This window comes from Methyloversatilis discipulorum, from assembly GCF_018780585.1.
In the GTDB taxonomy this organism is placed as follows: domain Bacteria; phylum Pseudomonadota; class Gammaproteobacteria; order Burkholderiales; family Rhodocyclaceae; genus Methyloversatilis; species Methyloversatilis discipulorum_B.
Genome location: NZ_JADMJL010000061.1, coordinates 19,486 through 33,843, shown reverse-complemented (window position 1 = coordinate 33,843; position 14,358 = coordinate 19,486). Strand labels below are relative to the sequence as shown.

Genomic DNA, 14,358 nt, shown 5'->3' with positions numbered 1-14,358 from the left:
GATGGCCATACCCGGAACTGAAGGCCACCCGCTGCGCGTGGCCGTGGTTGGCAGCGGGCCCGGCGGCTTCTACGCCGCCGAGGCCCTGCTGGAAAGCGGCCTGCAGGTGGAGATCGACCTGATCGAACGCCTGCCCGTACCCTTCGGCCTGGTGCGCTTCGGCGTCGCCCCCGACCACGCGAAGCTGAAGTCGGTCACGACCGTGTTCACGCAGATCGCCGAAGATCCGCGGCTGCGCTTCTTCGGCAACGTCGAGCTCGGGCGTGACCTGTCGGCAGAGCAACTGGGCGCGCTCTATCACGCGGTAATCGTCGCCACCGGTGCGGCCGGCGACCGCCAGCTCGGCATCGCCGGCGAGCACCTGGCCGGCGTGCATGCGGCCGGCGATTTCGTCGGCTGGTACAACGGCCGGCCGGAATGCGCCGACCTCGAATTCGATCTGCAACAGGAGGTCGCCGTGGTGATCGGCCAGGGCAATGTGGCGATCGACGTCTGCCGCATCCTCGCCAGCCCGGTCGACGTCCTGCGACGCACCGACATCGCCGCCCATGCGCTCGACGCCCTGGCGCAGTCACGCATACGCGAAATCCATCTGGTCGGCCGACGCGGACCGGTGCAGGCGAAGTTCACGCCGAAGGAGCTGCGCGAACTGGGCACCCTGCCCGGCTGGCAGCCACGCGTCGATCCAGCGGCACTCGCGCTCAACGACGCCAGCCAGGCCGAACTGGTGCTGCCGGGCTTCGTTCACGCCCCGCGCAACCTGGACATCCTGCGCGGCTTCGCGCAGACGCCCGCCGACGACGGGCGGCGCCCCTTGCACCTGCACTTCCACTGCGCGCCGGTGGCGCTGAGCGGAGCGACGCGCGTCGAACGGATCGAGCTGGAAGCGCAGGCGCTGTCGGGTGAGCCCGGCGCACAGTCCGCGGCCCCGACCGGCGAGCGGCTGAGCCTGCCGGCCGGGCTGGTGCTGCGCAGCGTCGGCTACCGCGGCACGCCACTGCCCGGCCTGCCCTTCGATCGGGTACGCGGCGCGCTGCCGCATCGCGACGGCCGCCTCATCGACACCGGCGGCGAGGTGCTGCGCGGGTGGTATGCAACGGGCTGGATCAAGCGCGGCCCGACCGGCGTCATCGGCACCAACCGCGCCGACAGCGTGGACACGGTGACCAGCCTGCTGGCCGACCTCGCGCAACTCGACACCCCGAAAGCCGGGCGCGCCGGCCTGCTGGCGCAACTGGCGGCCGACTGCAGAAAAGTGGTCGATTTCGACGGATGGCGCGCGATAGAGCAGGCGGAAGCCGAGCGCGGACGCGCAGGCGGAAAACCGGCAGAGAAGTTCGTCCGCGTCGAAGACATGCTGCACGCCGCCGCGGTTGCCGAAGCCCCGCAATCGCGGGAGCGAGCGTGCGCGCGCTAGCGGCCTGAAGCGGAGCCCGCGGCCTGCCCCCGCCGCATCGCGACCAGCGGTCGCTCCCACACGGAATGCGCCCGATCCACGGCTGGCGCCAGGGCCGGGTTTCTGTGGGAGGGGTCTTCTGACCCCGACAGCCGCCTGGATCGAAGCCCGCGGACAGCAGCGGCCGTGTCGCGGCCAAGGCCGCTCCCACAAAAGCACTCGCGAATCGCGGCTCGGCCGGGGTTCGTGGGCGCGAGCGTGCTCGCGATGCCGACCCGAAGGTCAGGCGCTGCCGTAGCGCTGGCGCGCCACCACGGCGAGACCGCAGCCGACGCTGCCGTACAGATCACCCTCGACCGGCTGCGCGTCCGGGAAGCGGGCGGCCAGGGCCTGGCGCAGCGCCGGCACGCCGCTGGAGCCGCCAGTGAAGAACAGCGTATCGACCGCCGACGGCGCGAGGCCCGCCTGGGCGACGCAGGCGAGCGCGGCGTCGCCGACGCGGGCGATCTCGGCCGCGATGGCGTCCTCGAACGCGGCACGACTGACCGGTACGTGCAGGCCCGCCTCGGCCACGCCCAGATCGAGATCGACCCGTGGCGTGTCCGACAGCGCAATCTTCGCCGCCTCCGAGCGGATCGCCAGATGGTGACCGCTGCGCTCGCGCAGCACGCGCAACAGCCGCTCGAAGCGACGGCCATCGACCACGTCGCGCGCCATGTCCTGCAGACCGGGCAGCACGTCGCGGCGGTAGGCCAGGTGGATGGTGTGCCAGGTGGCGAGGTTGAAGTAAGTGCTGTTGGGCAGCACGGCGCCGCTGGCCAGCAGGCCGCCCATGCCCAGTTCGGGCATCACGCAGGCGAGCGACAGACGCTTGTCGAAATCGGTGCCGCCGATGTGCACGCCGGTGTTGCCCAACAGGTCGGCGCTGCGATCGACATGGCGTCGGCGCTCGGGTGACAGCCGCACCAGCGAGAAGTCGGAGGTGCCGCCACCGATGTCCACCACCAGCACCAGCGATTCGCGTTCGACCGTCTGCTCGAAGGCGTGCGCGGCGGCGATCGGCTCGAACTGGAAGCTCACGTCGCGAAAGCCGGCGCGGCGCACGATGTCGGCCAGCGTGTCTTCGGCCAGCTTGTCCGCCTCGGCGTCGTCGTCGACGAAGCGCACCGGGCGGCCAACCACCACCTGTTCGAAGCGCGTTTGCGCCGCCGTCTCGGCACGCTTCTTCACTTCGCCGATGAAGCCACCGATCAGATCGCGGAAGGCCAGATGACGGCCGCCGACGTCGGTACCGGCATCCATCAGGCCGCTGCCGAGCAGGCTTTTCATCGAGCGCATCAGCCGGCCTTCGAAACCTTCGAGGTATTCGGCCAGCGCGGCCCGACCGACCGCCATCGAATCCTCGTCGAGGTTGAAGAACACCGCCGACGGCAGCGTGGGCTTGCCGTCTTCGAGCGGCAGCAGGCGAGCCAGCGGGCCGTCGTGGATGGCGGCGGTGGAGTTCGAAGTGCCGAAGTCGATGCCGCAGGCGGAGGTGTTCATCGGGCAGTGCGGTGGTGCGGAAGGCCGCGCAGCGTACGGGGGCGGCGCGGCGCGCGCAAGTTCAGCATGCCGTCGCGCGCACGATTTCGGCCAGTGCGCGTTCGCTGCCCGGCGCGGTGTCGAAGAAGAGCGAGGGCTCGATCAGTTCCAGCTCGATCAGCACCGGCCGGCCGTGCAGCCGCAGCATGTCGACGCGCGCGTAGGCGCAGGGGCCGGGTGCGGCCGCCAGCGCCGCCTCGGCCAGCGCGAATTCGTCGGCGGCCGGCGCGTGCGCACTGGCGACCCCGCCCCAGATGTCCTGGCAACGGTAGTCGCCGGCCTGCGGCACCTTGCGCACCGCGTGCGAATAGCGGCCGCCGAAGAAGATGAGCGACACCTCGCCATCGGCGATGCCCGGCACGAAGGGCTGCAGCAGCACGTCGCCCTCGGCCGCCAGCGCGCGCAGGTGATCGGCGCAGGCGGCACTGTCGGCGGCGCCACGGAAGGCTCCGAAAGCGCCTATCGACACCGCTGGCTTCACCACCACCTCGCCGCTGCCGAATTCAGCCAGAACCTGCGCGACCTCTGCACTGCGCCGCTCGATGAAGCGTGTCGGCACGATGTCCACGCCGCGCGCCGCGAGGTCGAACAGGTAGCGCTTGTGGCTGTTCCACTCGATCACCGGCAGCGGATTGAGCAGCCGGCTGCAGCGCTCGACCCGCCGTGCCCAGGCGAGGAATTCGGGCAGGCGCGTGTGGTAGTCCCAGGGCGAACGCAGCAGCACGCAGCGATAGGCCGACCAGTCGACGTCGGCGTCCCACGCGACCAGATCGACCGGGACGCCGCAGGCGGCCATCAGCAGTTCGGCGTCGCTGTCGGGCTTGGGCATGTCGGCGCAGGTGACGAAGGCGATCTCGGGACGGGCGCTCATGGCGGGACGGAATCCTTGACGTGGACGGGTGCGAGACGTGTGGTGGACGCAGGCACGACGACGTCCGGTTCGTATGCCTGCAGCCGCTGAGAGAGGCGCCATGATACCGGCGCCGGGCACCCTCGCACCGTATCCGTCCGGTGCGCAGGGCACTCGCCATCCTCATGAAAGAAAACATTTTTTGCAATGCACAAGTACAGTCCGCCGGCGGCGCGCCGATATCTGATGCGAGCGCCGCCGATGTGAGCACGGCGGGCCTTTTGGCAATCCCGATGAGCAGCAGAACCTTGACTTCAACCCCGCATCCATCGAACTCCACCTATTCAGAACGGCCTGCACACGGGCAGGTGGAGGGCGACCGGCGATTCCGCCTGCTGTTCGAGCGCATACCGGACCCGATGCTGCTGCTCGACGTCGAGTCGGGCGTGTTCACCGACTGGAACCCGGCGGCGATGCGCATGCTGAACTTCCCGGCCCGCGAGGAGGTGATCGCGCTGCGTCCGGCCGACATCTCGCCGGCGCACCAGCCGGATGGCCGTGCGTCCGACGACAAGGCGCGCGAAATGATGGACATCGCGCGGCGCGAAGGCAGCCACCGCTTCGAGTGGACCATCTGCAGCCCGTATCGCAGCGAGGTCGTGATCGAGGTGCTGCTGACCACCATCGCCATCGACGGCCGCGAGGTGTTCATCACCACCTGGCGCGACCTCAGTCAGCAGAAGCGCACCGAACGTGACCTGCTGGCCAACAAGCTGCGCTGGAAGTTCGCGCTGGAAGGTGCCGGCGACGGCGTGTGGGACTGGAACATCCAGGACGGCACCGTGTTCTTCAGCCCGCGCTGGAAAACCATGCTGGGCTACGAGGAACAGGACATCGGCAACGCGCTGTCCGAATGGTCGGAACGGGTACACCCGGACGACCTGCCGCGGGTGATGGCCGACGTGCAGGCCCACCTCGACGGCCGCACGCCGGGCTACCGCAACGAACATCGCATGCTCTGCCGCAACGGCGAATACAAGTGGATACTGGACCGCGGCAAGGTGGTCAGCAGCGATGCCGACGGTCGGCCCCTGCGCATGGTGGGCACCCATACCGACATCACCGAACGTCGCCGCGTACAGACCGAACTCGAGCGCGCCGAAGCCACCCAGCGCGCGCTGCTCGACGCGATGGCCGACGGCGTTTTCGTTGCGCAGGAGCACCGCTTCGTCTTCGTCAACCCGGCCCTGCCACGCATGCTGGGCTATACCGTCGAGGAATTCACCGGCCTGCATTTTGCCGACGTATTGCACCCCGACTTCCTCGAACTGTGGAGCGAGCGCTACGAGCGCCGCATCGGTTCCGGGCCGGAACCGCAACGTCGCTACGAGGTGCAGTTGCTGAACCGCGACGGCGACCGGCCGCTGTGGATCGAGCTGATCGCCTCGCGTTTCACCTATCGCGACGAGCCCGCCGTGCTCGGCATCGTGCGCGACATCAGCGACAAGAAGATCAACGAACAGACCATCTGGAAGCAGGCCAACTACGACGCGCTGACCAATCTGCCCAACCGTCACCTGCTGCTGCATCACCTGCGCCAGGAAATGCGACTGAGCCAGCGCAGCGGTCGTCAGCTGGCGGTGCTGTTCATCGACCTCGACCGCTTCAAGGAGGTGAACGACACGCTGGGCCACCCGGCCGGCGACAGCCTGCTGCAGCAGGCTGCGCAGCGCATCACCGGCTGCATGCGCGACACCGACGCGGTCGCCCGTTTCGGCGGCGACGAATTCGCGGTGGTGCTGGGCGGGCTGGAGCACCCGGACGTCGTCGAGCAGATCGCCGGAAAGATACTGAGCGCACTGCACCAGCCTTTCCAGCTGTTCAACGAACTGGTCTATGTGTCGGCTTCGATCGGCATCACGCTGTATCCGGACAGCGCGCAGAGCCAGGAGGATCTGCTGAAGCAGGCCGATCAGGCGATGTACGACGCCAAGCGCGCCGGACGCAACCGGATGAGCTATTTCACGCCGTCGATGCAGGCCAGTTCCGAACGCCGTCTGCGCCTGGTGTCGGACATGCACACCGCGCTGACCACCGGCCAGTTCCACCTGGTCTATCAGCCCATCGTCGAAATCGCGACCGGCCGCGTGCGCAAGGCCGAAGCACTGATGCGCTGGCAGCACCCCGAACGCGGCCACGTGTCGCCGACCGAATTCATACCGATCGCCGAAGAGACCGGTCTCATCCTGCCGATGGGCGACTGGATCACGCGCACCGCGGTCGGTTTCGCGCGCCATCTGCAGCAGCGCCTCGGCGACACCGTGCAGATCAGCATCAACCATTCGCCGCTGCAGCTGCGCAATCGAAACGGCGACTATCCCGGTGTGGTCGAGCTGCTGCGCACGCTCGATGCGCCGGGCAGCCTGGTGGCGATCGAAATCACCGAGGGCATGCTGGTCGAGGCCGACGAACCCGCGCTGGAATGCCTTTACGCGATGCGCGACGCAGGCGTCCAGGTGTCGCTCGACGACTTCGGCACCGGCTATTCCTCGCTGTCCTACCTGAAGAAGTTCGACATCGATTACCTGAAGATCGATCAGTCCTTCGTGCGCGGCCTGTCGCGCGACTCCAGCGAGCTCGCGCTGTGCGAGGCAATGATCGTGATGGCGCACAAGCTCGGCATGCAAGTGATCGCCGAGGGCGTCGAAACCATCCACCAGCTCGATCTGCTGCGTGCCGCGCAGTGCGACTATGCACAGGGCTACCTGTTCTCGCGCCCGCTGCCGGCCGAACACTTCGAAGCCTGGTTGCGCGAGAATGGCTGAAATGCACCACTCGTCCGGCGCCTCGCCGGATGGCCCCGCAGCCCGCATTTCAAATAGAGAGAATGGCACTAGACCTCATAAAGGCCACTGCACTGATCCTGGCGCTCAGCCTGCTGCAGGGCTTCAACGCCCGCTTCTGGGGTGAGCGCCACGCCGCCCGGGCGATCGGCTCGGGACTGATCTTCGGCGTCATGTGCGTGGTCGGCATGATGATGCCGATCACCCTCACCCCCGGCGTCATCTTCGACGGTCGTTCCGCCGTGCTCAGCATGGCCGCGCTGTTTGGCGGCCCGTTGGTCGGCGCCATCGCCGGCGCCGTGGCCGCCGCCTACCGCCTGCACCTGGGCGGCGGCGGCGCGCTGGTCGGCGTCGGCGTCATTACCGTTTCGGTGCTGCTCGGCCTGCTGATGCGCGTGCTGGTCCGCAGCGGAAAGGTCACGCCGGGCTTCCTGTCCTTCCTCGGCCTCGGTGTGGTGGTGCATGTCGTGGCGCTGCTGTTCTTCCTCGGGCTGCCGGGCGACACCGCCAAACGCGTGTTCGAGATGCTGGCCCTGCCCTATCTGCTCACGCTGGCGCCGGCCACCGCGCTGCTCGGCATGCTGCTGCTGGACCTCGACGAACGTCAGCGCACGGGCAAGGCACTGCGCGACAGCGAAGCGCGCATGCGGGCGATCACCGAAGCGGTGCCCGACGTGCTGATGGTGCTTGACGAGGACGGGCGCTATCTGAAGATACGCGCACCGGACGAGAAGCTGCTCGTCGCCGACGCGAAGTCGCTGAGCGGCAAGCTGATGACCGACGTGCTGCCGCCGGAAAAGGCGGCCATGTTCCAGGACTACGTGCGCCGGACACTGCAGTCCGACAGCGCGCAGATGCTCGAGTACACGCTGGACACGCAGGGCGGTCCACGCGTTTTCGAGGCGCGCGCCAGAGCGCTCGACGCCCCCTTCGAAGGCCGCCGCGCGGTGGTGCTGCTGACGCGCGACATCACCGACCGCGTGCGGCTGGAGGAAGAACAGCGCATCGCCGCCATCGCCTTCGAGTCGCAGCAGGGCATGATGATCACCGACGCCTACAGCGTCATCCTGCGCGTGAACAAGGCCTTCACCGCGATCACCGGATTCAGCGCCGAAGAGGCGATCGGGCAGCGCACCAGCCTGCTCGCATCCGGCCGGCACGACACCGCCTTCTACCGCGCCATGTGGTCCAAGCTGCACGCCGACGGCGTGTGGGAGGGCGAGATCTGGAACCGGCGACGCAACGGCGAGGTATACCCGGAGCGCTTGTCGATCAGCGCCGTGTGCAACGCCGACGGCATGGTGACGCACTACGTCGCCGCCTTCATGGACATCACCTTCAGCAAGGCGGCCGAGGACGAGATACGCCGGCTCGCCTTCTACGACGCACTGACCGGTCTGCCGAACCGCCGCCTGCTGTCCGACCGGCTCGGTCAGGCGATGGCGTCGACGTCGCGCACCTCGCGCCACGGCGCGCTGATGTTCATCGACCTCGACGACTTCAAGAACGTGAACGACCTGCTCGGTCACCACAACGGCGACCTGCTGCTGCAGAAGGCCGGTGCCCGGCTGCGCGACATCGTGCGCGAGACCGACACCGTTGCGCGCTTCGGCGGCGACGAATTCGTCGTGCTGCTGGCCGACCTGCCGGAGCACTCGATCGACGCCGCGCAACAGGCGGAGCGCGTGGCCGAGGCGATGCTGGCCGCACTCAATCGTCCCTACGTACTTGACGGTCAGACGCGCCAGACCAGCGCCAGCATCGGCATCGCGATGTTCAGCGGCAGCACGCACTCGATCGACGAAATGCTGCGTCGCGCCGACCTGTCGATGTACGAGTCGAAGCAGCGCGGCAAGAACCGCCTGCACTTCTTCGACCCGGTCATGCAGGAAACCGTCACCGCGCGGCTTCGGCTCGAGGACGAAATACGCACCGGGCTGGCGACGCGGCAGTTCTGCGTGCACTACCAGGCGCAGGTCGAGAACGGTCGCGGCATCGTGTCGGCCGAGGCGCTCGCACGCTGGCGCCACCCGGACAAGGGCTTCATCCCGCCGGTGCAGTTCATACCGGTGGCCGAACGCGCCGGCCTGATGCCCGCACTCGGCCTGCAGGTGATGGAGGACGCGCTGGAACAGCTCGCGCGCTGGGCGCGCAAACCGGAAACCGCCCATCTGTCGGTGGCGATCAACATCAGTGCCGCCCAGCTCTACCAGTCGGAATTCGCCGATTCGGTACTCGAAGCCATCACCCGCACCGGCGCGCCGCCGGGCAAGGTGGTGCTCGAACTGACCGAGTCCATCCTGCTCGGCGACGTCGATGGCGCGATCGACGTGATGCAGCGGCTGCGCGCACGCGGCATCCGCTTCTCGATCGACGACTTCGGCACCGGCTACTCGTCGCTGGCCTATCTGCAGAGCCTGCCGATCAACGAACTGAAGATAGACCGATCCTTCGTGCGCAACCTGCCAGCCAGCGAGGGCAATCTGGCCATCGTCCGCGCGGTGGTCGCGCTGGCCTCGGCGCTGGGTGTCAAGGTGATCGCCGAAGGCGTGGAAACGGAAGACGAGCGCAATGCGCTGGCCGGCAACGGCTGTCAGTTCTTCCAGGGCTACCTGTTCGCGCGGCCGCTGCCGGCCGACGAGTTCGAAGGTCTGTTGCGCGAGGATCTGCAGCGCACGCGCTGAAGCAGGCGGACATTCATCGGGCGCGCTGTCGATTTCGCGCCGGCTGCTTCGTCGACCGGGCAGGACCGGTGCGTGCCGGTTCACTTCACCCTCGAAGGAGATCCGGCCATGACCTCACCCCAGCCCGTGCCCGCGGGCATGCACACCGTCACCCCGCACCTCGTCTGCGACAACGCGGCAGGCGCCATCGATTTCTACGTGCGCGCCTTCGGCGCGACGGAACTGATGCGGCTGCCCGGCAGTGAGGGCAGAATCCTGCATGCGCAGGTGCGCATCGGTGACTCCGTCGTCATGATCGTCGACGCCCACCCGGAATGGTTCATGCGCGACCCGAACAGCTACGGCGGCACACCGGTCGTACTGCACCTGCAGGTGCCCGATGTCGACGCGCTGTTCGCGCAGGCGGTCGCCGCGGGTGCGACCGCGCAGATGGCGCCCGAGGACATGTTCTGGGGCGACCGCTATGGCCGGGTGATCGACCCGAACGGTCATGTCTGGGCGATCGCCACCCATGTGCGCGACGTGAGCCCCGAAGAACTGCTCGCCGCCAGCGCGAACCCCTGCCCCGAAAGCGTCACCAAGGAGACCTGAATGCCGCACATGCTGCTCATCATCGAACCGGTCGGCCAGCGCGCCACCCGTACCGAAGCCGAAGGCCGCGACCTCTATGCACAGATGGTGGCTTTCGGCGAAGGCCTCGCCGCGCGCGGCCTGCTGATGGGGTCGGAATCGCTGCGCGTCGAGTCGACGCGCGTACAGGTTCGCGACGGCCGCACGCAGGTGGTCGACGGCCCGTTTGCCGAAGCGAAGGAAATGATCGGTGGCTTCTTCATGCTGGCCACCGACGACCGGCAGCAGGCGCTGGACATCGCACTCGCCTGCCCCGCCGCCGCCTGGGCCACGGTCGAAGTCCGCGGCTTCGGCCCCTGCTTCGACGACAGCAAGGCGCCGGGCTGACAGCCGCTGCCAACTGCATCGCGAGCAAGCTCGCTCCCACAAAAACGGCCACGTCGGCTGATCAGGCATGTCCCTGCGGGAGCGGCCTTGGCCGCGACACGGCCGTTGCAGTCCTCAGACTTCGATTCAGGCTGTTGTCGGGGTCAAGACCCCTCCCACAGAATCCGGCTCCAGCCACTGATCGCACAGGATTCTTGTGGGAGCGGCCTTGGCCGCGACGCGGCCGTCACAGTCCGCCGGCTCCGATACAGGCCGCAGTCGGGGTCAGAAGACCCCTCCCACAGAGTCCCGACCCAGGCCCAGGCGGCAGGTCGACGGCACCTCCTGGAGGAGCAGCCGCCTACTTCACACCCCACAGTTCGCGCAGGCGCGCGTCCCGGCCGCAGCTCCAGCGGTAGTAGTTATAGCGGGCCGGATTCTTGCGATAGTAGTCCTGATGGTAGTCCTCGGCCGGGTAGAAGGTGTCCGCCATGTGGATCTCGGTCACGATGGGCGCCTTGAACGGCTTGCTCTTTTCCAGCGCGGCAAGCGAGCGCCGGGCGGCGTCGAGCTGGGCGGCATCGTGGGCGAAGATGGCGGTGCGGTAGGGCGTGCCGATGTCGCAGAACTGCCGGTTCTTCACTGTCGGGTCGATGCTGTGCCAGAACACGTCGAGCAGCCTGTCGTAACTCACCTTCGCCGGGTCGTACTCGATCTGCACCGCCTCGGCGTGGCCGGTGGCATGCGACGACACCTCTTCGTAGCTCGGATTCGCGGTCTTTCCGCCGGTGTAGCCGGAGGTGGTCTTGAGCACGCCGTCGACCTTGTCGAAATCGGCTTCGACGCACCAGAAACAACCGCCGGCGAAGGTGGCGCGGGCGGTGGTCTGCGCCATTGCGCCACCGCTCAGCGCCAGCAACGCAACGAATCCGGCCAACGTGCGCAGGGTGTTCATGCCGCCGCCGGCGCGAAGCGCAGCGCCACGCCGTTGTTGCAGTAGCGCTTGCCGGTCGGCGCCGGCCCGTCGTTGAACAGGTGGCCCTGATGGCCGCCGCAGCGCGCGCAGTGGTATTCCGTGCGCGGCAGGATGAGCTTGTAGTCGGTCTTCGTGCCGACTGCGCCCGGCAACGCGGTGTGGAAGCTGGGCCAGCCGGTGCCGCTTTCGTACTTGGCGTCCGACGAGAACAGCGCGAGGTCGCAGCCGGCGCAGTGGTAGGTGCCGCGGCGCTTCTCGGCATTGAGCGGGCTGCTGCCCGGGCGCTCGGTGTCTTCTTCGCGCAGTACGGCGTACTGCGCCGGTGTCAGGCGCTTCTTCCATTCGGCGTCGCTCAGTTTCAGCGACGCCGGCGCGTCGGCGCGCAGCGGCAGGGCGGCGAAGCCCAGGCCGTGCAGCGCAAGCAGGCCGAGCAGTTGGCGGCGGTTCATGGTGTGTCCTCCACGGTGTCGTCCCTGTACGGGACTGACTTTCGGACGCCGGAGCGCCGGGCGGGGTTCCGCCGGCGCCGCGTCCCAGATCGATACCGCAGAAGACCGGGTAAGGTGTCCGATGCTTACATCGACGCGACGTAAGCGCAGGCGACGGCCCACCCATGACGCCGGCGTTCATTCCGGGCAGAATGCCAGCGCCGTATCCCACCACCCGTGCGGAGCCCAAGAACATGAACGATGCGGACGACCAGCCTCAAGTGAACGACGACGCGGACGAGAAACGTCGTCCGAAAGACGATACGGACGAAAACCGCCGTCCGAAAGACGACGCGGACGAAAACCGCCGTCCGATTGCCGCCCGCTCGGCCGGCTGGGCGCAGCGCAGCGCGGCCTGGCTGGCGCGCACCGACGTGACGCCAAACCAGATTTCCGTCGTCAGCATCCTGTTCGCCGCGGCCGGTGCGGCGCTGTTGCTGTGGAGGCCAACACCCTCCGGGCTGATCGGCTGCGCGCTGGCGATACAGGGGCGGCTGATCTGCAATCTGCTGGATGGCATGGTGGCGGTCGAGGGCGGCAAGAAGTCGGCGCTGGGTGCGCTGTACAACGAATTTCCGGATCGCGTCGCCGACTCGCTGCTCATCGTCGCACTCGGTTACGCCGTCGGCTCGCCAGCGCTGGGCTGGTTCGGCGCGCTGACGGCGGCGCTGACCGCCTATGTGCGGGTGTTCGGCGGCGCGCTCGGTCTGGCGCAGAGCTTCCGCGGGCCGATGGCCAAGCAGCACCGCATGGCCGTGATGACCGCGGCCTGCCTGATCGGCGCCGGCGAACTGGCCTGGGCCGGAAGTCACTGGGCGCTGCAGGCGGCCTGCGTGGTCATCGCCGCCGGTTCGGTGATCACCTGCGTCACGCGCACGCAAGGCATCGCGCGTCAGCTCACCGCGGCGGGGCCGTCATGCTGATTTCCGCGCTGCTGATCGGAATCACCCGCGCGCTGGTGGGCGCAGCGCCGCGCTGGCAGGGCAGCGCGCCGTCGCCGGCGCAGCGCATCTACTTCGCCAACCACTCCAGTCATATCGACACGCTGGCGCTGTGGTCGGCGCTGCCGCGCGATCTGCGCCGGCACACGCGGCCGGTGGCGGCCGCCGACTACTGGAACACCGACGCAGTGCGCCGCTGCGTCGCGGTGCGCGGGCTGAACGCGGTGTTCATCGAACGCCAGCGCAGCGAGGCAACGAAAGACCCGCTGGCACCGCTGACCGAGGCGCTCGCCGCCGGCGATTCGCTGATCCTCTTTCCGGAAGGCACGCGCAACCTGCAGCCGCTGCCGGGGCCGTTCAAGGCCGGACTGTTCCATCTGGCCGAGCGCTTCCCCGACGTCGAGCTGGTGCCCGTGTACCTGGAGAACCTGCATCGCTGCATGCCCAAGGGCACCTTCTTCCCGGTGCCGCTGATCTGCACGGTGCGCTTCGGTGCGCCGCTGGCGCGCATCGCGGGCGAAGACAAGGCGGACTTTCTCGAGCGCGCCCGGCAGGCGGTGATCGATCTGGCCTGAACGGCCGCGCGACAACAAAAAGGAAACGGAATGAGCGCACAGGACAAGTTCTACTGGCTGATGGGCGGCATCGGTGCCGTGCTGCTGCTGTCCTCCTTCATCGGCTGGATGCTGTCGCGCCGGGTGCAGGGCGACAGCGGACGTGACGTCGTCGACAACCTCAATGCGCGCATCAAGGCCTGGTGGATCATGGTGGCCGTGTTCGCGGTCGCCTTCATGCTCGGCAAGATGGCCACCATCGTCATGTTCGCGCTCATATCGTGGTTCGCGCTGCGCGAATTCATGACGCTCACGCCGACCCGGCCTGGCGACCACCGCGCGCTGTCGGTGTCCTTCTTCATCGCGATCCCGCTGCAGTACGCGCTGATCGCCGACGAGTGGTACGCGCTGTTCTCCATCCTGATCCCGGTCTACGGCTTCCTGCTTCTGCCCTCGCTGTCGGTGCTGGCGCAGGACGTCGAACACTTCCTCGAACGCGCGGCCAAGATCCAGTGGGGCGTCATGCTGACCATCTACTGCATCAGCCACGTGCCGGCGCTGCTGCTGCTCGACATTCCGGACTACGCCGGCCAGAACGCGCTGCTGCTGTTCTACCTGCTGCTCGTCGTGCAGCTGAGCGACGTGCTGCAGTACGTGTTCGGCAAGCTGTTCGGCAAGACGAAGATCGCGCCGGTGGTGAGCCCGTCGAAGACGGTGGAAGGTTTCGTCGGCGGCGCGCTGTCGGCCACCGCGATCGGTGCCGCGATGTGGTGGATCACGCCCTTCACGCCGCTGCAGGCGGCCGGCATGTCGGCCGCCATCGTCGTGATGGGTTTCCTCGGCGGGCTCGTGCTGTCGGCGGTCAAGCGCAGCCTGGGCGCGAAGGACTGGGGCAGCATGATCCAGGGCCACGGCGGCATGATGGACCGCATGGATTCGGTCAGCTTCGCCGCACCGGTGTTCTTCCACCTCACGCGCTATTTCTTCACGCCCTGATCCTTCGCTGCCGAAGTCTGCGCGGCCGGCACGTTTACGCCGCGTATACAGCGGCGCCCACGATTTATAGACAGTCTTTGCACGTGCCCGCCTAGTCTTCGCACATCGTCTGC

At 68.0% G+C, this 14,358-nt stretch carries 12 protein-coding genes; 8 read left to right on the top strand and 4 right to left on the bottom strand.

Annotated elements, in window-relative coordinates:
* Window position 1: 1 nt before the first annotated feature.
* Window positions 2-1,417, top strand: coding sequence for an FAD-dependent oxidoreductase (locus IV112_RS20100; protein WP_304006740.1), 1,416 nt, complete (start codon window positions 2-4; stop codon window positions 1,415-1,417).
* 261 nt (window positions 1,418-1,678) lie between these two features.
* Here the strand turns inward: IV112_RS20100 and IV112_RS20095 are convergent, their stop codons facing one another.
* On the bottom strand, window positions 1,679-2,938 hold the full coding sequence (locus IV112_RS20095; RefSeq protein WP_304006739.1) for an Hsp70 family protein: 1,260 nt from the start codon (window positions 2,936-2,938) through the stop codon (window positions 1,679-1,681).
* 61 nt (window positions 2,939-2,999) lie between these two features.
* The gene (locus IV112_RS20090) at window positions 3,000-3,848 is read right to left on the bottom strand and encodes an ATP-grasp domain-containing protein (RefSeq protein ID WP_304006738.1); all 849 of its coding nucleotides are present in this window, start codon (window positions 3,846-3,848) and stop codon (window positions 3,000-3,002) included.
* A gap of 287 nt (window positions 3,849-4,135) precedes the next feature.
* On the opposite strand from IV112_RS20090, the gene IV112_RS20085 reads away from it, so the two are divergent.
* The 4 genes from IV112_RS20085 to IV112_RS20070 all read left to right on the top strand — a co-directional run bounded on the left by IV112_RS20085 (window position 4,136) and on the right by IV112_RS20070 (window position 10,311).
* A complete protein-coding gene (locus IV112_RS20085; protein WP_304006737.1) occupies window positions 4,136-6,652 on the top strand; it encodes a sensor domain-containing protein in 2,517 nt (838 codons plus the stop codon).
* A 62-nt stretch (window positions 6,653-6,714) separates the two neighbouring features.
* Window positions 6,715-9,354, top strand: a complete 2,640-nt coding sequence (locus IV112_RS20080; protein WP_304006736.1) for an EAL domain-containing protein — start codon at window positions 6,715-6,717, stop codon at window positions 9,352-9,354.
* Between the two features lie 108 nt (window positions 9,355-9,462).
* Entirely contained in the window at window positions 9,463-9,945 is a 483-nt protein-coding gene (locus tag IV112_RS20075; RefSeq protein ID WP_304006791.1) for a VOC family protein, read from the top strand.
* Window positions 9,946-10,311 (top strand): YciI family protein, encoded by a 366-nt coding sequence (locus IV112_RS20070; RefSeq protein ID WP_304006734.1) that lies wholly within the window; start codon window positions 9,946-9,948, stop codon window positions 10,309-10,311.
* Window positions 10,312-10,651: 340 nt separating this feature from the next.
* Here IV112_RS20070 and msrA read toward each other — a convergent pair whose 3' ends face one another.
* Window positions 10,652-11,245 (bottom strand): peptide-methionine (S)-S-oxide reductase MsrA, encoded by a 594-nt coding sequence (gene msrA / locus IV112_RS20065; protein ID WP_304006732.1) that lies wholly within the window; start codon window positions 11,243-11,245, stop codon window positions 10,652-10,654.
* Entirely contained in the window at window positions 11,242-11,715 is a 474-nt protein-coding gene (gene msrB, locus IV112_RS20060) for a peptide-methionine (R)-S-oxide reductase MsrB (protein ID WP_304006730.1), read from the bottom strand. The genes msrA and msrB overlap by 4 nt, the downstream gene beginning before the upstream one ends.
* 233 nt (window positions 11,716-11,948) lie before the next feature.
* Here msrB and IV112_RS20055 point away from each other — a divergent pair, with 233 nt between their 5' ends.
* Genes IV112_RS20055 through IV112_RS20045 form a run of 3 tightly spaced genes read left to right on the top strand, consistent with a single transcriptional unit; the run spans window position 11,949 to window position 14,245 of the window.
* Window positions 11,949-12,677: a CDP-alcohol phosphatidyltransferase family protein gene (locus IV112_RS20055; protein ID WP_304006728.1), complete on the top strand. Its 729-nt coding sequence runs from the start codon at window positions 11,949-11,951 to the stop codon at window positions 12,675-12,677.
* Window positions 12,671-13,270, top strand: a complete 600-nt coding sequence (locus tag IV112_RS20050; protein ID WP_304006726.1) for a lysophospholipid acyltransferase family protein — start codon at window positions 12,671-12,673, stop codon at window positions 13,268-13,270. Before IV112_RS20055 ends, IV112_RS20050 begins: the two co-directional genes overlap by 7 nt.
* Window positions 13,271-13,300: 30 nt before the next feature.
* Complete coding sequence (locus IV112_RS20045) at window positions 13,301-14,245, top strand: phosphatidate cytidylyltransferase (protein WP_304006724.1); 945 nt, start codon at window positions 13,301-13,303, stop codon at window positions 14,243-14,245.
* Window positions 14,246-14,358 lie beyond the last annotated feature (113 nt).

What these genes read in the sequence shown, in the direction of transcription:
- IV112_RS20100 (WP_304006740.1), top strand. Translation starts at nt 2, where the DNA reads ATGGCCATACCCGGAACTGAAGGCCACCCGCTGCGCGTGGCCGTGGTT.
- IV112_RS20095 (WP_304006739.1), bottom strand. Translation starts at nt 2,938, where the DNA reads ATGAACACCTCCGCCTGCGGCATCGACTTCGGCACTTCGAACTCCACC.
- IV112_RS20090 (WP_304006738.1), bottom strand. Translation starts at nt 3,848, where the DNA reads ATGAGCGCCCGTCCCGAGATCGCCTTCGTCACCTGCGCCGACATGCCC.
- IV112_RS20080 (WP_304006736.1), top strand. Translation starts at nt 6,715, where the DNA reads ATGGCACTAGACCTCATAAAGGCCACTGCACTGATCCTGGCGCTCAGC.
- IV112_RS20075 (WP_304006791.1), top strand. Translation starts at nt 9,463, where the DNA reads ATGACCTCACCCCAGCCCGTGCCCGCGGGCATGCACACCGTCACCCCG.
- IV112_RS20070 (WP_304006734.1), top strand. Translation starts at nt 9,946, where the DNA reads ATGCCGCACATGCTGCTCATCATCGAACCGGTCGGCCAGCGCGCCACC.
- msrA (WP_304006732.1), bottom strand. Translation starts at nt 11,245, where the DNA reads ATGAACACCCTGCGCACGTTGGCCGGATTCGTTGCGTTGCTGGCGCTG.
- msrB (WP_304006730.1), bottom strand. Translation starts at nt 11,715, where the DNA reads ATGAACCGCCGCCAACTGCTCGGCCTGCTTGCGCTGCACGGCCTGGGC.
- IV112_RS20055 (WP_304006728.1), top strand. Translation starts at nt 11,949, where the DNA reads ATGAACGATGCGGACGACCAGCCTCAAGTGAACGACGACGCGGACGAG.
- IV112_RS20050 (WP_304006726.1), top strand. Translation starts at nt 12,671, where the DNA reads ATGCTGATTTCCGCGCTGCTGATCGGAATCACCCGCGCGCTGGTGGGC.
- IV112_RS20045 (WP_304006724.1), top strand. Translation starts at nt 13,301, where the DNA reads ATGAGCGCACAGGACAAGTTCTACTGGCTGATGGGCGGCATCGGTGCC.